Raw genomic sequence first — 21,577 nt, 5'->3', positions numbered from 1 at the left:
TGGCCTCGCGGAGATTGATCGTTTTTTGACCAGAATCATTTCAAACCTTTCAATTCCATCGAAAAACAATGGCTTGGAACGGTTTAGCACCTTTAGAACAAAGCCCTCCAGTGCTTATGCCCAGGCCTTTGGCTTGCGCACAATTACTGTGGAGCAACCTGTGGATAACCCGTTCATGCCTCGCGCAGTGGCATGGCCAGCATAGGCTGCAGCCGAATGATCATTTTTTAACCAAACATTACAGGATCCATCCTGCAGCCAATCTCGCACCTCGCCCCGAAGTGGTGCCACCTGCGGATGCAAAATGCCGCACGCGCTTGAACGAAACCGCGGCGCCGTGCGCACACGTTTGTATGCGCCGGGGCAGGCCGGGCATTCGAAACAAGCCTTGGGTGCCTGCGGTCAGTGTGCCCCTCCAGGCACGAGGCTTGTCCGTGATGCCTGCTTCACAGGCAATGCCTGGGCAACGCCCCACGCCAACTCGAAGACCAGAAAAACCGCCAGCAACAATGTTGCGCCATGGAGCAAGGCATAGACCTGCCAGGCCGAAAACAGAAACCGACCAACTGCGTCATAGCGACCATACAGCGGCTGTGGATCACGAATCCGCAGCACCGACCAGACGCAGACAATCGAGCCCAACAGATTCGCCATCAGCAAGTGCGTCGGTTCGAACGGAGGAAAACTTCCGGGCAGGCCGAGCGCCTGGTTCAGGGCCGACAACAGGCCGTGCAACGCGCTGAAACTCCAGGGCGTGACAAATGCTGCCATCACGATCAGGTCGTACCAGGCGCTGCCGCGTACCAGTCGGCGATACTGTTCAGTCGTCCACATTTCGCTCACTCCAATGATTCAAGGAGCACCAAGGCTAAAGCCTGGACTATGCTCGAAGGTCAACCCCCCTGGAGTCTCGACAATGCGTATCGGTGAACTAGCCCTGGCCAGCGCCGTCAGCCGCGATACCCTGCGCTTCTACGAGCAGCGCGGGCTGATCGCCGCCCAACGCAGCGCCAATGGCTACCGCGACTACCCCGAGGAAATGCTACAACTGGTGCTCTACATCAAGACTGCCCAACGCCTGGGCTTTACCCTTGGCGAGATCGGCAGCAGTGTCGCCGCGCTCTGGCACGCCAAGGATCCGGAAAACGCGGTGACGCAACTCCTCCAGGACAAACTGGCGCTCATCGAAACCCGCATCGCCGAACTCGGTGAGTTGCGTCTTGAACTGCAACAACGGCTGGGACAACCTTGTCCACTGAACCCATGACCCTCTTTTCTCAAGGAAGCCATTCATGTCCACGGCAAAAACCGCATTGATCATCGGCGCCTCCCGGGGCCTGGGCCTCGGGCTGGTGAAGACTCTGTTGGCCGACGGCTGGCAAGTCACCGCCACCGTGCGCGACCCGCACAACGCCGAGGCACTGCAGGCGCTGGGTGACGTACGCATCGAGAAGCTCGACATGGACGATCAACAAGCGGTGATCGCCCTCAGCCAACAACTCAAGGGCCAGGTGTTCGATCTGCTGTTCGTCAACGCCGGCGTCAAGGGCCCCGCCGTACAGACACCCGGTGGCGCGACACTGGCCGAAGTCGGTCAGTTGTTCTTCACCAACGCCGTGGCGCCGATCAACCTGGCCCAGCGTTTTGTCGGACAGATCCGCGAAGGCAGCGGCGTGCTAGCGTTCATGAGTTCGGTACTGGGCAGCGTGACCATGCCTGACGCCCCGGAACTGGCGCTGTACAAGGCCAGCAAGGCCGCGCTGAACTCGATGACCAACAGCTTCGTCAGCCAACTGGGCGAGCAGCAACTGACCGTGCTGTCGCTGCATCCGGGCTGGGTGAAGACCGATATGGGCGGTGAAGGGGCCGACCTGGATGTGGAAACCAGCACCCGTGGGCTGGTGGATCAGGTCAATGACTACGCCGGCAAGGGTGGGCATCACTTCATCAATTACAAGGGCGAGACCATTCCCTGGTAAACATCGCCATCCCCTGTGGGGGCACGTTTGCGCCCACAGGTACTCATCGTCCTGTCGGGCCAGGCTTGCCCGCAACGCACTTTTGATCGAAACTGCGCACCTCGTCCCCCGCGGCGACCCTGGATCAGCAGACAGGGCAACACTGAGCTGGCGAACCTGAACCCAACTTTCAGAGGAGCCGGCAAAATGCCCGCGACCCGTACCTGGTTAAAAAACCCTCTCGCCATCTTCACGGCCAACGACCTCGATGCCCGTGGCGGCCTGGTGCTGCAAGACGGCGTGATCGTCGAAGTACTCAAGCAAGGCCAGCAACCGGCCACTCCCTGCGCACAGGTCTTCGATGCCCGCGAGCACGTGATCCTGCCGGGGCTGATCAACACCCACCACCATTTCTATCAGACCCTGACCCGCGCCTGGGCACCGGTGGTCAACCAGCCGTTGTTCCCATGGCTGAAAACCCTCTACCCGGTCTGGGCCCGACTGACCCCGGAAAAACTCGCGCTGGCGACCAAGGTAGCCTTGGCCGAACTGCTGCTGTCGGGGTGTACCACGGCCGCCGACCACCATTACCTGTTTCCCGATGGCCTGGAAAACGCCATCGACGTGCAAGTCGACGCCGTACGCGAGCTGGGGATGCGCGCCATGCTGACCCGGGGGTCGATGAGCCTCGGTGAAAAGGACGGGGGCTTGCCGCCGCAGCAGACCGTGCAGGAAGGCGAAGTCATCCTCGCCGACAGCCAGCGCTTGATCGCCGAGTACCACGAGCGCGGTGAAGGCGCGCACATCCAGATCGCCCTGGCGCCTTGCTCGCCGTTCTCGGTCACCCCCGAAATCATGTCCGCCAGCGCCGAACTGGCGAACAGGCTCGACGTGCGCCTGCACACCCACCTGGCCGAAACCCTCGACGAAGAAGACTTCTGCCAGCAGCGCTTTGGCCTACGCACCGTGGACTACCTGGACAGCGTCGGCTGGCTCGGCCCCCGCACCTGGCTGGCCCATGGCATTCACTTCAACCCCGACGAAATCGCCCGCCTCGGCGCGGCAGGCACCGGCATCTGCCATTGCCCAAGCTCGAACATGCGCCTGGCCTCAGGCATCTGCCCAACTCTGGAGCTGACCGATGCCGGCGCTCCGGTGGGCCTGGGTGTGGATGGCTCGGCGTCCAACGATGCCTCGAACATGATCCTGGAAACCCGTCAGGCCTTGTACATTCAGCGCCTGCGCTATGGTGCCGAGAAAATCACTCCAGAGCGGGTATTGGGCTGGGCCACCCGTGGGTCAGCGAAACTGTTGGGCCGTACCGACATTGGCGAACTGGCCGTGGGTAAACAAGCGGACCTGGCCTTGTTCAAACTGGATGAGCTGCGTTTCTCCGGCAGCCACGACCCGGTCTCGGCGTTGTTGCTGTGTGGTGCCGATCGCGCGGACCGGGTAATGGTTGGCGGCAAATGGCGAGTGATCGACGGCCAGGTTGAAGGGCTGGACCTGAAGGGCTTGATTGCCAATCACAGCCAGGCCGCACGGCAACTGATCGCCGGCGTCTGACCGCACGCCATCGTTGCGCTGAACCTCGGCGACAGGATGGCGCGCTGAAGCAATGACCGGTACCTGTCCACGCCGTATCGGGTCATCAGCCCGCTGGGCGTGGATCGGTATTCAATGCTCTTCTTCGCCCAGCCCTACCCCGACACTTCGCGGCTTGCCGACACCTGCGCCTATCGGCGGAGACAGGACGCCGTGTGATAAACCTGTTGATCAGGTTTTACCAATTGTTGCGACGTGCCTCTGTAGAATGGCGCCATTGCACCTGATGAGATTCCAAGCATGTACGACTGGCTGAACGCCCTGCCCAAGGCAGAACTGCACTTGCACCTGGAGGGCTCGCTTGAGCCTGAACTGCTGTTCGCCCTGGCCGAGCGCAACAAGATCGCCCTGCCGTGGAGCGACGTCGACACCCTGCGCAAGGCCTACGCCTTCAACAATCTGCAGGAATTCCTGGACCTGTATTACCAGGGCGCCGACGTATTGCGCACCTCTCAGGATTTCTACGACCTGACGTGGGCCTACCTGTTGCGCTGCAAGGCGCAGAACGTGATTCACACCGAACCCTTCTTCGACCCGCAAACCCACACGGACCGTGGCGTGCCGTTCGAAGTGGTGCTCAATGGTATCGCCGCCGCACTCAAGGACGGCGAACAGCAACTGGGTATCACCAGCGGTCTGATCCTCAGCTTCCTGCGCCATCTGAGCGAAGAACAAGCACAGAAAACCCTCGACCAGGCGCTGCCGTTCCGTGATGCGTTTATCGCCGTGGGCCTGGACAGTTCCGAGATGGGACATCCGCCAAGCAAATTCCAGCGCGTGTTCGATCGTGCCCGTGGCGAAGGTTTCCTGACCGTTGCCCACGCAGGCGAAGAAGGCCCGCCAGAGTACATCTGGGAAGCCCTTGACCTGCTGAAAGTCCAGCGGATCGATCATGGAGTGCGCGCAATCGAAGACGAGCGCCTGATGCAGCGGATCATCGACGAACAGATCCCGCTGACCGTCTGCCCGCTGTCCAACACCAAGCTGTGCGTGTTCGATCACATGTCCCAGCACAACATTCTCGACATGCTCGAACGGGGCGTGAAGGTCACCGTGAACTCCGATGACCCGGCGTACTTCGGTGGTTATGTCACCGAGAACTTCCATGCCCTGCATACCCATCTGGGCATGACCCAGGACCAGGCCCGGCGTCTGGCGCAGAACAGCCTGGATGCACGGTTGGTGAAACCCTGAGGCGCACTGCAAGACGTCTGTACCCGTAGCACAGACGCCAGCCTCGGGTATCGCTAGAGCGCCAGTTCCAACTCGGTTTCTCTGGCGAACCGCTCGAGCTCACGCGCACCTGCCGCCGTCACCACCAAGGCTCGGGAGTCGTTGGGCAAACTCAACCAGCCAGACTGTATGAACAGCTGCAACAGTGCTGCACCCAGCGTGCCGCCCAGATGTGGCCGACGCTCGCTCCAGTCAGGGCAAGCGCAGGCCACGTGCGAGTGGCTACGCGCCAATGCCTGAATGAACACCCCTTGGGTCGCCAACTGCCTGGCGCCCTTTGGGGTCACCGTAACGCGCTTGTCCAGCTGTTCGATCCAGCCAGCATCGAGCAGGCGCTGGAACAGGTCTGCCGCCAGGGTTCCACCCAAATGTTCCTCACAGAGCCTGGCACGCAGCAACGAAGCGGGCGCCGCCTGGACACTGGCCAACGAACTGGCGCGCTTGAACACAGGTGCAATCTTGCCTGGCGAGCTGACCAGGGTGGCGCTGGCCAGTGCCTGGACCGCCGCGCCGATCTCGGGAGCGGCCAGCCGGAAGAGCCGCTTTCGCCCTCGCTCCTCGACTTTCAACAGTCCGCCGCTGAACAGACGTCCCAGGTGGGCGTTGGCCGATGACTGGGATAGGCCTGCCAGCAACGCCAGTTCCTCGGATTGCCGTGCAGTTCCATCCATCAAGGCCCACATCATCGCGCTACGCTTTGGGTCGGCCAGCAATGCGGCAATCTGGCTGATGCAAGGTGCATGTTCCATGTATTCACTCCCTGTTGAATCATTTGTCTACTGCTCGGAGGACATCTTGACCAGTAATGTGACGCCGGCCAAGGCGTGATATCCGCCAAAAATCGGGTTAAACAACCAACTAATGCGACAAACTGCTTCAAAAGCCTGAGATCGCGCCGCTAACGAACCGCGGAAGGATCCGGGGACTCGAGCACGGCCTGGTGTGTTCGCTGACAACAGTGCCGACTCTGGCGGGCGCCTAGTATAAGCGCGATGATCGGCGCTTCCTGCCCCCGGGAAACCGTTGAAGGAGATAGCGCCTGCGAGAAATTTCCCTATATGAAGCGGATTACCGTCACTCGACAAATCTTGTCGAAAAATGACCGGTTAATTGCGCGCAACGCCCCTTGAGCATTTCTCGTAACAGGTTCACCGGCTTACTCAATTGAGCGCGATGGGCGCACAGCAAATTCAGCGGCGCGCGTTCGCCCGACAACTCCGGCATCAGCACCTTCAGACGTCCGGCCAAGACATCACCGGCGACATCCAGCCAGGACTTATAGGCAATTCCGGCACCGGCGAGCGCCCATAACCGCACCACATCCGCATCATCACTGAAACGATCACCACTGACCGTCAGGCTCACTTCCCGCTTGCCGTCATGAAAGCTCCAGTGGTCATGAACCCGACTGCCGAGCATGTACAACAGGCAATTGTGCTGCGCCAGTTGCTCCAGTTGACACGGCTCGCCACACCGAGCGAGGTAGGTCGGGGCGGCGCACAGCACGCGGCGATTGTCCGGGGCGATGGGTAATGCCACCAGGCTTGAGTCTTCCGGTTCACCGTAACGCAGGGCAATGTCGACCGGCTGGCGGAACAGATCGGCAATCCGGTCAGCCAATAGCAGGCGCACCGTCAATTTCGGGTGCTCGCGCTGGAACTCGTCCAGCCACGGCAACAGCAGATTACGGCCAAAGTCAGAGGGGACCGACAACTGCAAGACACCGCTGACCTGATCCTGTCCACTGGCGAGCAAGCGCCGCCCCTCATCCAACTGGCTCAGCGCCGCGCGGGCATATTCCAGGAATCCCTCGCCCTCGGCCGTCAGGCGCAGGCTGCGGGTCGATCGCGCCAACAACCGCGCCCCCAGTTGCTGCTCGATACGTTTCAACGCCGCGCTGGCCACTGCCGCCGACATGTCCATGCCGCGCGCTGCCGCTGACAGGCTGCCCAGGTCGGCGGCCCGTACAAACACCTGCAAGTCATCGAAACGCAGCATCCACTCACCCGCATTATCAAAAATTCATTGAAAGAGACTACTCTTTTAGCGGCTTTTATCTTTAAGAGAAATAGCCAATGATCGGTGCCATCTCATGACAACCGAGCCTTCCACGCCATGAAAGCCATCGCCTACTACACCTGCCTGCCCATCAGCGACCCAGACGCCCTGCAAGACATCGAACTACCAGAACCCGTCGCCGGCCCACGGGACTTGCTGGTGGACGTCAAGGCCATCTCCGTCAACCCGGTGGACACCAAGGTTCGCCAGAACGTCTGCCCTGAAGGCGGCGCCGCCAAAGTGCTGGGTTGGGATGTGGCCGGCGTGGTCAGGACCGTTGGCAGCGAAGTGAGCCTGTTCAAGCCTGGAGACAAGGTCTACTACGCCGGCTCCATTGCCCGTGCCGGTGGCAGCAGTCAATTGCATGTGGTGGACGAGCGGATTGTCGGCCACATGCCCCGCTCACTGGGGTTTGCCGAAGCGGCGGCCCTGCCGTTGACCGCGATTACCGCCTGGGAGCTGCTGTTTGAACGCCTGCAGGTGCGTGAAGGCAAGACCGATGAGGGGCAAAGCCTGCTGATCGTTGGCGCCGCGGGTGGCGTGGGTTCGATCCTGACCCAACTGGCCAGCCAGCTCACCGCCTTGACCGTCATCGGCACCGCCTCCCGCCCGCAAACCCGCAATTGGGTAAGCGAACTGGGAGCCGACCTGGTCATTGATCACAGCCAGCCGCTGAGTGACGAACTCAAGCGTGCCGGTCACCCACAGGTGACTCACGTGGCCAGCCTGACCCAGACGGATCAGCATTTCGCCCAACTGGTCGAAGCCCTGGCCCCGCAAGGCAAACTCGCGCTGATCGATGACCCCAAGGCGCTGGACATCACCCAGCTCAAGCGCAAGAGCCTGTCGCTGCACTGGGAGTTCATGTACACCCGCTCGTTGTTCGAAACCGCCGATATGCTCGAGCAGCACAAGTTGCTGAACCGGGTGGCCGAGCTGATCGACGCCGGCATCTTGAAAACCACCGTCGGTGAACACTTCGGCACCATCAATGCGGCCAACCTGCGTCGGGCCCACGCACTGCTGGAAAGCGGCACGTCCAAGGGCAAGATCGTGCTCGAGGGCTTCTGAGAATCAGGCGATCGCCGCCTGCCAGGCGCGGTCGTTTGCCGTCAGTCAGAGAGTTGATCTACATCAGAACGGCGAATGGATTCAGGACTACAATCGTGACCTCTGCAGTGCAATCATTAAGCACGGAGGTCAGCAATGAAGATCCTGATTAAAGAACTGGCGAAATCCCAATGGCAAGTCCGTTTGGACGACCAGACAGTGAACTTCCGCTCTGAAGCAGAAGCCCGCGCCTTTACCTCGACCCTTGAGGCCCGATTGCACGCCCCCCATCGCCTCCCGGAACACCAACAACGCGCGGCTGGCTGACTCACGCCACGGTTTGTGCTACCTGGGCCAGTTGCAGTCGACGGGTGAGCATCGCAACGCTCACCACCAGAATCCCGCACAGGCTGATGACCATCGCCATGGGCACCGCCGTGCCGTCGTGCAGCACCACCACCAACGCTGACGCACCGGCGGCCACGCTGAACTGCAAACAGCCGAGCATCGCCGAGGCGCTGCCGGCGCGCGCGCCCTGCCCGCTCATGGCACAGGCCGACGCATTGGGAATGATGCAGCCCAGGCTGGAGATGCAGATGAACAGTGGAATCAGCACTGGCCATAACTGCTCGGTATGCAGTGAGCAGACCGCCAGCAAGGCCAGGCCCGCCGTCAGGTAGATCCAGACGGTACGCGACAGCAGAAAGGCCGGTCCACGCCGGGACAGCAACCGTGCGTTAAGTTGCGCCACCAGGATGAAGCCCGCCGCGTTGCTGCCGAACAGCCAGCCGAAATGCTCGGGGGGAACGCCGTACAATTTGATGAACACAAAGGGCGAGCCGGCGATGTAGGCAAACATCCCGGCGATGGCAATGCCACCGGTCAAGGCATGCCCCAGGAACACCTTGTCCGAAAGCAACCGACCGTACTGGCGCAACGCGCCTGACAACGGCTGACGCGGCTGGTTGGCCGGCAAGCTTTCCGGCAACCCCAGCGCCACCGCCAGGGCCGACAATGCGCTGAACAGGGTCAATGCGATAAAGATCGACTGCCAGCCATGCAGGTTGACCAGCAACCCGCCCAGCATCGGCGCCAGAATCGGTGCCAATCCCATCACCAGCATCAGCTGTGAAAAGACTTTCGCCGACCCCACCGCATCGCACTTGTCGCTGACCACCGCGCGGGAAATCACCATCCCGGCACAACCGCCCAGGGCCTGGACAAACCGTGCGCCGATCAACCACTCAAGGCTTGGCGCAAACGCACACACCAGCGACGCCAGGGTGAACAAGGCGACGCCCACCAGCAATGGAATGCGCCGACCAAAACGGTCAGCCACCGGACCGTATGCCAACTGACCGATCGACAGGCCGAGGAAGTAGGACGCCAACGTCAACTGGACGTGCTTCTCGTCCGTACCAAAAGCCGCCGCCATGGCCGGAAAAGCCGGCAGATAGAAATCGATGGCCAGCGGCCCGAAAGCGCTCAGGGCGCCAAGAATCAAAATGGTACGGATGTTCATCAGGCGTCCAGGTTACGTCAGTCGGCAGCCCGACAGTCTAGCCGCGCCTGAACGCCTTGAACATTCCGATAGCTCGCTAACTAACAAAAACCTTCAGGCCAGCTTGACCCCGTAGCCTTCTTCGCTGATCAGTTCGATCACTTGGTCGGCGGTCAACTGACTCTCGACCCCAACCTCTTTCGCCGCCAGGTCGACCCGCACGCTCGCCGCTGGATCCTTGGCCTGCAGCGCCTGGGTAATGGCCCGGACGCAGTGACCGCACGACATACCTTGAACGTTGAATACTTGCATGAGGCAGCTCCTTTGATGAGATTGAGGGCAGTCTCGAGCTTGCCACCGTGGCAAGGTCAAGTTCTGCGGTGAACTGCCGGGCTGGCAATCGGCAGCGCGCTCGGCCAAGCTGCGTCATCGATGAATTAACAGCAGGAGATTCAGCCATGCGCTGGTCCGTTTTCAGCCTACTTGGCATGCTCGGTCTTTTCGCCGCCCCCCCCTCGGCCAACGCTGAAGACTACGGCGTGCTGATCATTTCTCGCGAACGCCTGGAAGTCGCGACCTCGTGCGAGATTGGCGTGTACATCCAGGATCAATTGTCGGCGCGCCTGTTCCAGGAACAGAGCACCTCGTTCAACTTGCCGCCGGGCACCTTCTCCCTGCGCCTCAAACTGCTCCCGGGCCAAATGCCGGGCTGCAACCCGGGAATGCTACCCCCCGGTTCGCAAAACATCACCTTGCGCGCCGGCGACATCCAGAAATACCGCATCGCCATGAATGGGCAAGGCGTGTACCTGAAAAAGGCCGGGCTCGGTTATTGAACCCCCCTGTCGCCGCTGCCGGACGACAGTGGCGACAAGGATCGCACCCGTCAAAGATTGGCGCTTGACCTTGCCAGCATGGCAAGGTTGATCCTGTAGGTCATTTCTACAGGGAGTAAGACCGATGTCCGATTCCACCACCTTCGACCTGCCGATCGCCGGCATGACCTGCGCCAGTTGCGCCGGGCGTGTGGAGCGCGCGTTGAGCAAAGTGACCGGCGCCAGCGCAGTCAGCGTCAACCTAGCCACCGAGCAAGCCCGTGTCCAAGCGCCCCCGGACAGCTTGCCGGCGCTCATGGAAGCGGTGCAGCAAGCCGGTTACAGCGTGCCCGCGCAAAGCCTTGAGCTGAGCATTGGCGGCATGACCTGCGCCTCGTGCGCCGGTCGCGTCGAACGCGCCTTGAACAAGGTGGCCGGGGTCAAGAGCGTCAGCGTCAACCTGGCCAATGAGCGTGCCCACCTGGAGTTGCTCGGCCAGGTCGATCCGCAGCAGTTGATCAGCGCGGTCAGCAAGGCCGGCTACACCGCCAGCGTCTGGCAAGCCGAACAGTCTTCCAGCGACGATCAGCAACAGCGCCTGCACCGTGAGCGCTGGAGCGTACTGCTGGCCGTTGTCCTGGCATTGCCGCTGGTATTGCCGATGCTGGTGCAACCCTTTGGCCTGCATTGGATGCTCCCGGCCTGGGTGCAGTTTGCCCTGGCGACTCCGGTGCAGTTCACTTTCGGCGCACGCTTCTATGTCGCGGCCTGGAAGGCCGTGCGGGCTGGTGCGGGCAACATGGACTTGCTGGTGGCCCTGGGCACCAGCGCCGGTTACGGCTTGAGCATTTACCTGTGGGCCACGGCCAGTGCCGGCAGCATGCCCCATCTGTACTTCGAGGCCTCGGCGGTGGTGATCGCCCTGGTGTTGCTGGGCAAGTACCTGGAAAGTCGCGCCAAACGCCAGACAGCCAGCGCTATCCGCGCCCTGGAAGCCTTGCGCCCGGAGCGGGCGATTCAAGTGGTGGCCGGTCGTGAGCAGGACGTCGCCATCAGTGCCCTGCGCCTCGGTGATCTGGTGCTGGTCAAACCCGGCGAGCGCTTCCCGGTGGACGGCGAAGTGGTCGAAGGCCAGAGTCATGCCGACGAGGCCCTGATCAGCGGCGAAAGCCTTCCCGTGCCCAAGCAGCCCGGCGACAAAGTCACCGGTGGCGCCATCAACGGCGAAGGCCGGCTGCTGGTACGCACCCAGGCCTTGGGTGCTGAAACTGTGCTGGCGCGCATCATTCGCCTGGTGGAAGACGCCCAGGCCGGCAAGGCGCCGATTCAAAAACTGGTGGATAAAGTCAGCCAGGTGTTTGTACCGGTGGTCTTGCTCCTGGCCCTGGCCACACTGGTCGGCTGGTGGCTGTACGGTGCGCCCCTGGAAACGGCGGTGATCAACGCCGTTGCCGTGTTGGTGATCGCCTGCCCTTGCGCACTGGGCCTGGCCACGCCGACCGCGATCATGGCCGGTACGGGAGTGGCCGCACGCCACGGGATTCTGATCAAGGACGCCGAAGCCCTGGAGCGGGCCCATGAGGTCAGCGTGGTGGTCTTCGACAAGACAGGCACACTGACGTCCGGCACCCCGCGCATCGCTCATCTGAGCGCCATCGAGGGTAACGAAGCGACCCTGTTGCAACAGGCCGGGGCCCTGCAACGCGGCAGCGAACACCCGCTGGCCAAAGCGGTGCTGGACGCCTGCGCCGAGCGTGACTTGCCGGTGGCTGACGTCAGCGCCAGCCAGTCGCTGACCGGTCGTGGCATTGCCGGCACCCTGGACAGCCGTCGGTTGGCACTGGGCAATCGCCGTCTGCTGGAAGAAAGCGGCTTGAGTGCCGACCCGCTGGCTGACTCGGCCGCCGCCTGGGAAGCCGAGGGCCGGACCCTGTCGTGGCTGATCGAACAAAGCCCCGAGCCACGGGTGCTGGGCCTGTTCGCCTTTGGCGACACCCTCAAGCCCGGTGCTCTGCAGGCGATTGGCGAGTTGAAGGCGCAACACATCGGCAGTCACCTGCTGACGGGCGATAATCGTGGCAGCGCCAAGGTCGTCGCTTCAGCGCTAGGGATCACCAACGTCCACGCCGAAGTGTTGCCGGCCGAGAAAGCCTCGACCGTCACCGAGCTGAAAAAAACCGGCGTGGTGGCCATGGTCGGCGACGGTATCAACGACGCACCGGCGCTGGCTGCTGCGGACATCGGCATTGCCATGGGTGGCGGCACCGATGTGGCCATGCATGCGGCCGGCATCACCTTGATGCGCGGTGATCCACGGCTGGTACCGGCGGCGCTGGAAATCAGTCGCAAGACCTACGCGAAGATCCGCCAGAATCTGTTCTGGGCCTTCGTCTACAACCTGATCGGGATCCCTCTGGCCGCCTTTGGCCTGCTCAACCCGGTGCTGGCGGGTGCGGCGATGGCCCTGTCCAGCGTCAGCGTCGTGAGCAATGCGCTACTGCTCAAGACCTGGAAGCCCAAAGACCTGGAGGATATTGAATGAACATCGGCCAAGCCGCCAAGCACAGTGGCCTGAGCGCCAAGATGATTCGTTACTACGAGTCCATCGGCCTGCTCAAACCGGCCCATCGCACCGACAGCGGCTACCGCCTCTATGGCGATGACGACCTGCACAGCCTGGCATTCATCAAGCGTTCACGCGACCTGGGGTTTTCCCTGGAGGAAGTCGGCAAGCTGCTGACCTTATGGCAAGACCGCCAACGCGCCAGCGCCGACGTCAAGGCACTGGCCCGCCAGCACATCGATGAGCTGAACCAGAAAATCCGTGAGCTGGGCCAGTTGCGCGACACCCTGCAGGACCTGGTGGAACATTGCCAGGGCGATCACCGCCCCGACTGCCCGATCCTCAAGGAACTGGCCTCTGGCTGCTGCGCCGAACCCTCTCGCCCCTGAGTGCCATTCCCCTCAGCACCAGCAAGGTGCCGAGGGGAATCCCGTGAAACAGTGCCACCACCCCACCCGGTGACCACAGGTTATAGAAGGGCGCGGCAATCAACATGCCGACGCCGAACCCGGTCATCTGCAGCAAGGTCAGGAAGCTGAAAATCGGCAACCGCAGATGGTCCGGTTCACGCTGCAGACGCGACATCAGGCCAACCTCGGAAAAGCCGTCGCCCAATCCTGCCGGCAGGGCGAACAGCAGCAAGCCATAGAGGCTCTGTTGCTGGAACATCAGAATGAAGCCGCTGGACATCAACAGCACGCCGAAGAAGAACCGCCGCTCCAGATTGACGTTCTCCGAGCCTGGCAGGCGACTGGCGATGCGCGCACCGATCAACTTGCCGCAGGCCCATACCGCCAGCATCAGGCCCAACGTGGTGCTGGCCGACTCGGGCGTCAACAACCTGGAAATGATCGGAAAGCCGACGTTGTGCGCGGCACTGCCCAGGGTGTCGGCCATGGACAGCACCAGCATCGCGGCAACCACCGGCGTACTGCGTAAACCATCGCGCAAAACCGCCCACTCACCGCTGTTGCGCTCGGGCTGCACGCGGACCTCTGGCACAGGAAAGCGCAACGGCAACACGAACAGCGCCGCCAACAGGTAAGTGACAATGTTCAACGCGAACACCGCTTCAAAACCAACACCCGCCACCAACAAACCCGATACCAGACTGCCGGCAACCATCGCGCCCGAGGACGCCGACGTCAGCCAGGCATTGGTTTTGAGCAGTTGATCGGCACTGACCATGTTCGGCAGTTGGCTGTTCAGACCGATGGCAAACATCGAGTTGCCCAGCCCGAGGCCAAACGCGATCAGCGGCAACAGCTGCGCGTGTTGGGCTACCGGCAGCAGCACCAGCAACAGCAGCAACCCGGCGCGCAGCACATCGAAGGCCACCAGGGGCGAGCGCCCCATGAAGCGGCGGTAGAAGGTCGTACCGATCAGGCTGGCGAAGATCCCGCCGGCCACGCGGCTGGCCAGAAAAATTCCGACGCTCATGGCACTGTTGCTGAGCAGGTAGACGTAAGTGGCCAGCGCCACCATGTTGAGAAATGCACCAAAGTCCGAGACCAGGCGCGCAGCGATGATCAGGTGGGCATTGCGACTGGATTGCCGGGGCGTGGGCTGAGTGTTCACATTCATCCTTGAGTGTGGGTGTTTCGAATATCGTCAGTATGCAGAAGAGCGCCGGGCGCACAGTAAAAACCCGGCCGAGGCCGGGTTCTTGATTCAACCGATCACTGCAGCCACGGTGGAGGCGGCTCTTCGGTCTTGCTTGGCGGTGCATCGTCTGCGGCGCGAACCGCCTGGCGGCGCTCCTCGTCCAGCCGCGCGGCCTCGATCTCACGCATGATACCGCCGACGTCCGCCAGCTCCTCCGGTTCGTCGAACTCACCGGTCAGGACGCTGCCCGGGTGCAGGGTACCTGCTTCATACAGGGCCCACATTTCCTTGGCGTACTTGGTGCGCTTCAACTCTGGGGCAAAACGCCCGAAGTAAGAGGCCATGTTGCCCACATCCCGCTCCAGCATGCTGAAGGCGTGGTTATTACCGGCTGCATCCACCGCCTGCGGCAGGTCGATGATCACCGGGCCGTTTGGCGTCAGCAGCACGTTGAACTCGGACAGGTCACCGTGCACCAGACCGGTACACAGCATCAGCACGATCTGAGAAATCAGGAAAGCGTGATACTCGCGTGCCTGATCGGCGTCCAGCACCACGTCATTCAGACGCGGCGCGGCATCGCCGTACTCGTCGGCAACCAGTTCCATCAGCAGCACGCCTTCCAGGAAGTCGAACGGCTTGGGCACCCGCACTCCGGCGCTGGCCAGACGAAACAACGCCGCGACCTCGGCGTTCTGCCAGGCATCTTCGGTTTCTTTACGGCCAAACTTGGAGCCCTTGGCCATGGCGCGTGCCTGACGGCTGTTGCGCACCTTACGGCCTTCCTGATACTCGGCCGCCTGACGAAAACTTCGTTTGTTCGCCTCCTTGTAGACCTTGGCGCAACGCAACTCATTGCCGCAGCGCACCACATAAACAGCTGCTTCTTTACCACTCATGAGTGGGCGCAGCACCTCGTCAACCAGACCGTCCTCGATCAGGGGTTCAATGCGTTTTGGAGTCTTCATCAGCTTTTATTGTGGGTCCTTTATTACCAAACACGCGAATGTCACTCGTTATACGGCAATCCTCTCACGGCGGGGAGGGGTTGCCGACCTATGAACCGTGTGGATGCACTCAATGTGCCAGATTTATCAGATTAACCCTGTCGGCCGATGGAAATCATAGCCGAGACTCTGCAGCCTGTTGACCACCGTTTCAGAAGGTATTTGCGACAGAGTCGGAGATCCAGCAGCCAACCCTTCGTAGGGTTTTTCTCGAATGGGGTACCGTTTCACGCTCCCGGGCGTTGGGCTGAGCCTGCGGCCGAACATGACGCCAACCACAGCCGCCTGCCGACCGGGCAACCAAACGGCACGGGCCTTAGCGCTCGATAATCGCGGTCACACCCTGGCCGCCGGCAGCGCAGATCGAAATCAGGCCACGTCCCTGCCCTGCCGCCTCCAGCAGCTTGGCCAGGTTGGCGACAATGCGCCCGCCGGTCGCCGCGAACGGATGCCCGGCCGCCAGGGAGCTGCCTTTGACATTGAGCCGGCTGCGGTCGATGGCGCCCAGGGGCGCATCGAGGCCAAGCCGGCTCTTGCAGTAGTCCCCATCCTCCCAGGCCTTCAAGGTACAGAGCACTTGTGCGGCGAAGGCCTCATGGATTTCGTAGTAGTCGAAGTCCTGCAAGCTCAGGCCATTACGTGCCAGCAACCGTGGCACCGCGTAGACCGGCGCCATCAACAGCCCTTCGGCGCCGTTGACGAAATCCACCGCCGCCGCTTCACCGTCGCGCCAATACGCGAGGATCGGCAAGCCGCGCGCTTGCGCCCATTGTTCACTGGCCAACAGCACCACAGAGGCGCCGTCAGTCAGCGGTGTCGAATTGCCCGCGGTCAGGGTGCCCTTGGCGCTTTTTTCGAAAGCCGGATTCAATGCGGCCAGTTTTTCCAGGGTCACGTCCGGGCGCAGGTTGTTGTCGCGGGTCAGGCCCAGAAATGGCGTCAGCAAATCCTTGTGCCAGCCCTCAGCGTAGGCTGCAGCCAGTTTCTGATGACTCTCAAGGGCCAGTTGATCCTGCTCGGCGCGCGCAATGCCCCAGGTCTGTGCCATCAACTCGCAGTGCTGGCCCATGGACAAACCGGTGCGCGGCTCACCGTTGCGCGGAAACTCGGGGATCAAATGCCGGGGACGCAATTGCAGGAAGGCTTTCAGCTTGTCGCCCGTGGTTTTCCCGCGGTTGGCCTGCAGCAGAATCCTGCGCAGGCCTTCGCTGACGCTGATCGGTGCATCCGACGTGGTATCGACGCCGCCGGCAATGCCGCAGTCGATCTGTCCCAGGGCAATCTTGTTCGCCACCAGCAACGCCGCCTCCAAGCCTGTGCCGCAGGCTTGCTGGATGTCGTAGGCCGGCGTCATCGCTGACAGCCGTGAGCCAAGCACGCACTCGCGAGTCAGGTTCATGTCCCGCGACAACTTCAGCACCGCCCCCGCCACCACCTCCCCCAAGCGCAACCCGTGCAGGTTGTAACGCTCGATCAGGCCTTCGAGCGCGGCGGTCAGCATCGCCTGGTTGCTGGCGGTGGCGTAGGGGCCGTTGGAGCGGGCAAACGGAATGCGGTTACCACCAATGATTGCCACGCGGCGCAACTGAGTCATGAAAAGCTCCTATTCTGTGAAAGCCACACCCCACAAGCGTAGGCCTTATCTCGTGGATCGAACGACTGATCACCAGGCAGGGTCCACACGTTGAACCCCTGCTGCCGGAGCGTGTTCCATGTCAGACCGCTATATCGACTTCGCCAACTCGTCCCTCGGCCACCGTGTAGTCGGTGCCCTGGGCCTGCCGTCGCCGGTTCGACTGGAGCGATGGGAAGCCGGTCGTCTCAGGCCGGTCGAGGGTGCGTTGCTGATCGGCGGCGGCCCGCTGGCACAGAGGGTCGGCGCACTGGCCAGCAAACTCACCGAGCAAATCTACGGCTACGGAGCGGAACCGCTGGTAGCCCAGGCCTGGATTCCAGGCCACGGGCCCAGGCTCAAGGCCGTGGTGTTCGATGCCAGTGACCTGCTGCACACCGGGCAACTCAACGCACTGCGCGAATTCTTCCAGCCACTGATGAAAAATCTCGATCACTGCGCGCACCTGGTGATTCTCGGCCGGGCTCCCGAGACTCTGGTCGACCCGTTTGCCGCCAGCGCCCAACGTGCACTGGAAGGCTTCAGCCGCTCGCTGGCCAAGGAGCTGCGCAGCGGCGGCACCCTGCAGTTGCTGTATGTCGGCGACGGCGCTGAAGAACAACTCGAAGGCGCGCTGCGGTTTTTCCTCTCGCCCAAATCCGCCTATGTCTCAGGTCAGGTCGTGCGACTCGACCCCTGTGCGACACAGGTACAGGACTGGACCCGGCCGCTGGCGGGACGCAAGGCATTGGTGACCGGTGCCGCTCGCGGCATTGGCGCATCGATTGCCGAGACCCTGGCCCGCGACGGGGCCGATGTGGTGCTGCTGGACGTGCCCTCGGCCAGAGCCGACCTCGACGCCCTCGCCGCACGCCTGGGCGGCAACAGCATTGCCCTGGATATCTGCGCTGAAGACGCCGCCACCCGGTTGGTCGAGCAACTGCCCGAAGGCATCGACATCCTGGTACACAACGCCGGCATCACCCGCGACAAAACCCTGGCCAACCTGACGCCGGAGTTCTGGGACGCGGTGCTCGCGGTCAATCTCAATGCACCGCAAGTGCTGACCAAGGCGCTGCTCGACAGCGGCACCCTGCGCGATAACGCACGGGTGATCCTGCTGGCATCGATCAGCGGCATTGCCGGCAACCGCGGGCAAACCAACTATGCCGCAAGCAAGGCTGGGCTGATCGGGCTGGCACAGGCCTGGGCTCCGCTGCTGGGAGCGCGTGGGATCAGCATCAATGCCGTGGCGCCCGGCTTTATCGAAACCCAAATGACCGCGCACATTCCCTTCGCCCTGCGCGAAGCCGGACGACGCATGAGTTCACTGGGGCAAGGCGGACTGCCACAGGACGTCGCCGAAGCCGTGGCCTGGCTCGCCCAACCGGGCAGTGGCGCCGTCAGCGGGCAAGCGCTACGGGTGTGTGGGCAAAGCGTACTGGGGGCTTGATCATGGCGACGGACTGGCAATTATTGAACAGCGCCCCCCACTGGTCGGCGCTCTATTGGCGGGCAGCGACGCGCCGCAAAATCACCGGTACCGCGTTGCCTGATGTGGGCGTGCGCTGCTGGCTCAGCGTCGATGCCGGTCACTTGGCGGCCTACCGTAAAGTCTGCGGTTTTCCCGAAAGCGGCCTGCTGCCTCCAACCTACCCCCAAGTACTGGCGTTCGGCTTGCAACTGCAGTTACTCACTGACAAGGCGTTCCCGTTCCCGCTGCTGGGGCTGGTGCACCTGGCCAATCGTATCCGTGTGCTGCGGCCCTTGGGCGGTGTCAGCCGGGTGTGTGTCAGTGTCCGAGTACAAAACCTGCAACCCCACGCCAAGGGCGCAACGTTCGACTTGATCACTCGCGTGGATGACGCGCTGGGGCTGCTCTGGGAAGCCGAAAGCCAGATGCTTTGCAAAGGGGTGAAGTTGGCCAGCGAAGCCATCGAGCCAGCAGCGGATGCCACTGCGCCCATGAGCGAAGTGACCCGCTGGTGGGCTCCCGGCGAGATCGGCCGCCAGTACGCCAAGGTCTCGGGGGACTACAACCCGATACACCTGAGCACCGCCAGCGCCAGGCTGTTCGGATTCCCCCGTGCCATCGCCCACGGGTTGTGGATCAAGGCGCGCACACTGGCCGCACTGAGCGGCCACCTGCCTGGCTCGGCTTATGAGATCGCAGTACAGTTCAAAAAGCCCGTGCGACTACCCAGCGAGGTCGTCTTGCTGGCCAGCGCTGCGGATGCCCATGGCGAGCTGAAATTGATCGGTGCCGGGGAACTTGAGCACATGCTCGGCACTTGGCGGCCGATAGCCCTGCCTAGCCGCGCCGAATGAGAAAAACACCGACCAGAATCAACACCAGGCCGGCGATCTTGCCGGCGCTGACGGGGGCCTCGCGAAACCCCGCCCAACCGAAATGATCCAGCGCCAGGGCCATGCCCAGTTGCCCGGCCAATACCAGCGCCATGAACAGCATCGCACCGATCCGCGGTCCGGCGAAGGCCGCGGTGGTGATGAAAAAAGCCCCCAGCAAACCGCCGCTCCAGTGCCACCAGGTCAAGCTCTTGAGCGCCGCCAATGTCGGCGCTTCACGCTGGATCATCACCAGCAGCAACAGCGCCATAGTGCCGACAAAAAACGAAATCAACGCGGCGGCCAGCACACTGGAGACCTGTTTGGCCAGTTGCCCATTGATACCGGCTTGCAGCGGTAAAAACGCACCGGCAACAAACGGCAGACACAGTAACCACCAGACGGGAGCCGGCATGTTGTTCTCCAGGGAATCGATTGGGGATGCAGTATACGCACTCGACCCCCGACGTGTAGGCACCGTTTAGTCCGGCTCGGCCCTACATGGTTAATTGTATATATATCACTTAAGTTTTTACCCACCCCGCAAACCAGTAGAAACACGCCCCTCTTGATTTAAAGGAATTTTCCACAAGCCCCGATCAGAAACCACACCCTTGGTATTAGCCGTTAGGCAGGGTCTCCACCCTTGTATATAAGTTGTTAATACCAAGTTGAGAATGGCGTGAAACTCGTTGAATATATTGAAAACTTCAGTGCCGATCGGTGAGATAAACAACACCACCAACGTGGCGACCATGCAGCAACAATAGCGTACTCAATCGCTGATGCGCCTTCGGTCCGATCGAAAAGCTGACGGGTTTTGAGTACCAACAAGTGAAAGGTCATCAGGCTTCTCCTTGCGCCAAAGGCACGAATGAACGGAACTACGACATGATTCCTCTGTGCCACCGGAGCATTGTCAACAAAGCCCTCTCCAGCAACTGTAAGAACCAACTAATCACAAAGTAGTAACCCGGCCGTAGACGCCAAAATAACTTAGCTTTACAGGGACCTCATCTTTCGGGGGGGATTTTCAAGTTCAGTAATGGCATTTTGGATTAGCTGCGCTACCTGCAAATAGCCAAATCGTTGCCTGTTCATAGCTGCCTGATTGCGAAGTTATCTCGTCGAGTGTCACGAGCCGATGATGCAGCAGGAAAGGGAGAGCCGTCATGAACAGTCGTGTCACCATGGGGCTGGCTGGACTCTTGTTTGTCGCAGCCATCATTGTCGGATACTGGGGACTGGTCTTGAGCCGGCAACCGGCTCCGATTGCAGAATCGGTTGTTCCGCCTCTTGCGCCCCCCACCGTGATTGAAAAAACCATCGCGAATGCCGAAGACCAGACTCGCCAACCGGTGGTGGTGCGTGATGTGCCGCCATTCATCCCGTTGACGGCCGTCGATGTAGCCCTGGAAAAACTTCGTAGCACTCCTGCTGGCAGTTTGAAACGCGGCGATCAATCCAATCGCCCCACCCTGTCGGGCCGGACCGCAAAACCGCGAACGTGGAGACATCGAGCACTCCGTTGCCGGCACACGGCCAAGCGCTACCTCCAGTAGTGCTCGAAGTGTAGTCAAGGCTCGCAGCCGGCGCCGGCAACTTGCCAGCACCGATCACGGATAGCCGGCCTCACCTTGGGTCGGCCTTTGACCCCGGGCTTACTTCGGTGGGTAGTTGCTCAGGATCCGTCGGGCAGTCTCGCGAATCGCATTGCTGCGATCAGTGGGATTCGGCGAACTGCTGAGCATCTGCTCGTCACTGCCGCGCCAGACCAGCTTGCCGTCCTTGCCGTCGAGCAGGTCGATCTGCAGGGTGGCGACCTTGTAGGTCACATTGCGGGTTTCGTTGTACATCGGCGCGCCATAGTAGCCGTTCCAGGGATTGCCCCAGGCGCCGCCGTAGTTGGTGGTGACCTGTTGCTGACGCTCCTCGACGATCAGGTAAGTCTGCACATTGAGATCCCCCTTGCTGCCGCCGGCGGCAGGACGCAGGCCACGCTGGTCGAGCTGATCGGCCACGGACTGGCGAATGCGTTGCTCAGTGAGGTCACTTTTAATCCGCGGATCATCGGGACGGTATTGCAGGGCAGGCTCTTTCCAGGTCCAGCTGCGATAGGCGCTGAAGTCGCGGCTGGCGTCATAGTCGTGATTGATCTGGTTGGACTGGCAAGCACTGAGCAGCACGACACAGGCCAGTAAAGCGAGGCGGCGAAACATGATTT

Annotated in this window: 21 protein-coding genes and 2 pseudogenes; 13 read left to right on the top strand and 10 right to left on the bottom strand. The window is 61.7% G+C overall.

The window, feature by feature from the left end; translation table 11 throughout:
* Positions 1-402: 402 nt before the first annotated feature.
* On the bottom strand, positions 403-834 hold the full coding sequence (locus CKW29_RS08935) for a hypothetical protein (protein ID WP_095144854.1): 432 nt from the start codon (positions 832-834) through the stop codon (positions 403-405).
* 82 nt (positions 835-916) lie between these two features.
* On the opposite strand from CKW29_RS08935, the gene CKW29_RS08930 reads away from it, so the two are divergent.
* From CKW29_RS08930 to CKW29_RS08910, 5 genes and pseudogenes are all read left to right on the top strand, one after another.
* Positions 917-1,267 carry a MerR family transcriptional regulator gene (locus tag CKW29_RS08930; RefSeq protein ID WP_095144853.1) on the top strand — a complete coding sequence of 117 codons (351 nt, stop codon included), beginning with the start codon at positions 917-919 and terminating at the stop codon, positions 1,265-1,267.
* Between the two features lie 25 nt (positions 1,268-1,292).
* Entirely contained in the window at positions 1,293-1,979 is a 687-nt protein-coding gene (locus tag CKW29_RS08925; protein ID WP_095144852.1) for an SDR family oxidoreductase, read from the top strand.
* A 186-nt stretch (positions 1,980-2,165) separates the two neighbouring features.
* Positions 2,166-3,524 (top strand): 8-oxoguanine deaminase, encoded by a 1,359-nt coding sequence (locus tag CKW29_RS08920; RefSeq protein ID WP_095148292.1) that lies wholly within the window; start codon positions 2,166-2,168, stop codon positions 3,522-3,524.
* 18 nt (positions 3,525-3,542) lie between these two features.
* Positions 3,543-3,722: pseudogene (locus tag CKW29_RS08915) on the top strand (2OG-Fe(II) oxygenase); the annotation flags it as partial.
* 81 nt (positions 3,723-3,803) lie between these two features.
* Positions 3,804-4,757: an adenosine deaminase gene (locus CKW29_RS08910; RefSeq protein WP_095144850.1), complete on the top strand. Its 954-nt coding sequence runs from the start codon at positions 3,804-3,806 to the stop codon at positions 4,755-4,757.
* A gap of 53 nt (positions 4,758-4,810) precedes the next feature.
* Here the strand turns inward: CKW29_RS08910 and CKW29_RS08905 are convergent, their stop codons facing one another.
* Both CKW29_RS08905 and CKW29_RS08900 read right to left on the bottom strand, forming a co-directional pair.
* The gene (locus CKW29_RS08905; protein WP_095144849.1) at positions 4,811-5,545 is read right to left on the bottom strand and encodes a helix-turn-helix transcriptional regulator; all 735 of its coding nucleotides are present in this window, start codon (positions 5,543-5,545) and stop codon (positions 4,811-4,813) included.
* Between the two features lie 325 nt (positions 5,546-5,870).
* Entirely contained in the window at positions 5,871-6,794 is a 924-nt protein-coding gene (locus tag CKW29_RS08900) for a LysR family transcriptional regulator (protein ID WP_095148291.1), read from the bottom strand.
* A 117-nt stretch (positions 6,795-6,911) separates the two neighbouring features.
* Here CKW29_RS08900 and CKW29_RS08895 point away from each other — a divergent pair, with 117 nt between their 5' ends.
* Both CKW29_RS08895 and CKW29_RS25775 read left to right on the top strand, forming a co-directional pair.
* On the top strand, positions 6,912-7,925 hold the full coding sequence (locus tag CKW29_RS08895) for a zinc-binding alcohol dehydrogenase family protein (RefSeq protein WP_095148290.1): 1,014 nt from the start codon (positions 6,912-6,914) through the stop codon (positions 7,923-7,925).
* 135 nt (positions 7,926-8,060) lie between these two features.
* Positions 8,061-8,231 carry a hypothetical protein gene (locus CKW29_RS25775; RefSeq protein WP_172736416.1) on the top strand — a complete coding sequence of 57 codons (171 nt, stop codon included), beginning with the start codon at positions 8,061-8,063 and terminating at the stop codon, positions 8,229-8,231.
* 1 nt (position 8,232) lies between these two features.
* On the opposite strand, the gene CKW29_RS08890 is transcribed toward CKW29_RS25775, so the two are convergent.
* Together CKW29_RS08890 and CKW29_RS08885 are read right to left on the bottom strand one after the other, a co-directional pair.
* Entirely contained in the window at positions 8,233-9,426 is a 1,194-nt protein-coding gene (locus tag CKW29_RS08890; RefSeq protein WP_095148289.1) for a multidrug effflux MFS transporter, read from the bottom strand.
* A 93-nt stretch (positions 9,427-9,519) separates the two neighbouring features.
* A complete protein-coding gene (locus tag CKW29_RS08885) occupies positions 9,520-9,717 on the bottom strand; it encodes a heavy-metal-associated domain-containing protein (RefSeq protein WP_095078263.1) in 198 nt (65 codons plus the stop codon).
* Between the two features lie 146 nt (positions 9,718-9,863).
* On the opposite strand from CKW29_RS08885, the gene CKW29_RS08880 reads away from it, so the two are divergent.
* From CKW29_RS08880 to cueR, 3 genes are all read left to right on the top strand, one after another.
* On the top strand, positions 9,864-10,241 hold the full coding sequence (locus CKW29_RS08880) for a hypothetical protein (RefSeq protein ID WP_095144845.1): 378 nt from the start codon (positions 9,864-9,866) through the stop codon (positions 10,239-10,241).
* Between the two features lie 124 nt (positions 10,242-10,365).
* A complete protein-coding gene (locus tag CKW29_RS08875) occupies positions 10,366-12,762 on the top strand; it encodes a heavy metal translocating P-type ATPase (protein WP_095148288.1) in 2,397 nt (798 codons plus the stop codon).
* Positions 12,759-13,172 (top strand): Cu(I)-responsive transcriptional regulator, encoded by a 414-nt coding sequence (gene cueR, locus CKW29_RS08870; RefSeq protein WP_095144843.1) that lies wholly within the window; start codon positions 12,759-12,761, stop codon positions 13,170-13,172. The genes CKW29_RS08875 and cueR overlap by 4 nt, the downstream gene beginning before the upstream one ends.
* Here cueR and CKW29_RS08865 read toward each other — a convergent pair.
* The 3 genes from CKW29_RS08865 to CKW29_RS08855 all read right to left on the bottom strand — a co-directional run bounded on the left by CKW29_RS08865 (position 13,126) and on the right by CKW29_RS08855 (position 16,989).
* Positions 13,126-14,361, bottom strand: coding sequence for an MFS transporter (locus CKW29_RS08865; RefSeq protein WP_256577037.1), 1,236 nt, complete (start codon positions 14,359-14,361; stop codon positions 13,126-13,128). The two genes, cueR and CKW29_RS08865, sit on opposite strands and share 47 nt — an antisense overlap.
* A 101-nt stretch (positions 14,362-14,462) precedes the next feature.
* Complete coding sequence (locus CKW29_RS08860; RefSeq protein ID WP_095144841.1) at positions 14,463-15,356, bottom strand: PA4780 family RIO1-like protein kinase; 894 nt, start codon at positions 15,354-15,356, stop codon at positions 14,463-14,465.
* Between the two features lie 355 nt (positions 15,357-15,711).
* Positions 15,712-16,989: an acetyl-CoA C-acetyltransferase gene (locus CKW29_RS08855; RefSeq protein WP_095144840.1), complete on the bottom strand. Its 1,278-nt coding sequence runs from the start codon at positions 16,987-16,989 to the stop codon at positions 15,712-15,714.
* Positions 16,990-17,107: 118 nt separating this feature from the next.
* On the opposite strand from CKW29_RS08855, the gene CKW29_RS08850 reads away from it, so the two are divergent.
* Together CKW29_RS08850 and CKW29_RS08845 are read left to right on the top strand one after the other, a co-directional pair.
* Positions 17,108-18,460 (top strand): 3-oxoacyl-ACP reductase, encoded by a 1,353-nt coding sequence (locus CKW29_RS08850; protein ID WP_095144839.1) that lies wholly within the window; start codon positions 17,108-17,110, stop codon positions 18,458-18,460.
* Between the two features lie 2 nt (positions 18,461-18,462).
* On the top strand, positions 18,463-19,335 hold the full coding sequence (locus CKW29_RS08845; RefSeq protein WP_095144838.1) for a MaoC/PaaZ C-terminal domain-containing protein: 873 nt from the start codon (positions 18,463-18,465) through the stop codon (positions 19,333-19,335).
* Here CKW29_RS08845 and CKW29_RS08840 read toward each other — a convergent pair.
* Positions 19,319-19,768 (bottom strand): DMT family transporter, encoded by a 450-nt coding sequence (locus CKW29_RS08840; protein WP_095144837.1) that lies wholly within the window; start codon positions 19,766-19,768, stop codon positions 19,319-19,321. The genes CKW29_RS08845 and CKW29_RS08840 overlap by 17 nt on opposite strands.
* A gap of 757 nt (positions 19,769-20,525) precedes the next feature.
* On the opposite strand from CKW29_RS08840, the pseudogene CKW29_RS08830 reads away from it, so the two are divergent.
* Positions 20,526-20,819 (top strand): annotated as a pseudogene (locus tag CKW29_RS08830) (Flp pilus assembly protein CpaB); the annotation flags it as partial.
* A 195-nt stretch (positions 20,820-21,014) separates the two neighbouring features.
* On the opposite strand, the gene CKW29_RS08825 reads toward CKW29_RS08830, so the two are convergent.
* Entirely contained in the window at positions 21,015-21,572 is a 558-nt protein-coding gene (locus CKW29_RS08825) for a DUF4136 domain-containing protein (protein WP_095144836.1), read from the bottom strand.
* Positions 21,573-21,577: the final 5 nt, after the last annotated feature.

The organism is Pseudomonas sp. Irchel s3a18 (assembly GCF_900187535.1).
Lineage (GTDB): Bacteria > Pseudomonadota > Gammaproteobacteria > Pseudomonadales > Pseudomonadaceae > Aquipseudomonas.
Note: the sequence above shows the minus strand (reverse complement) of the source record. Positions and strands in the feature narration are given on the sequence as shown.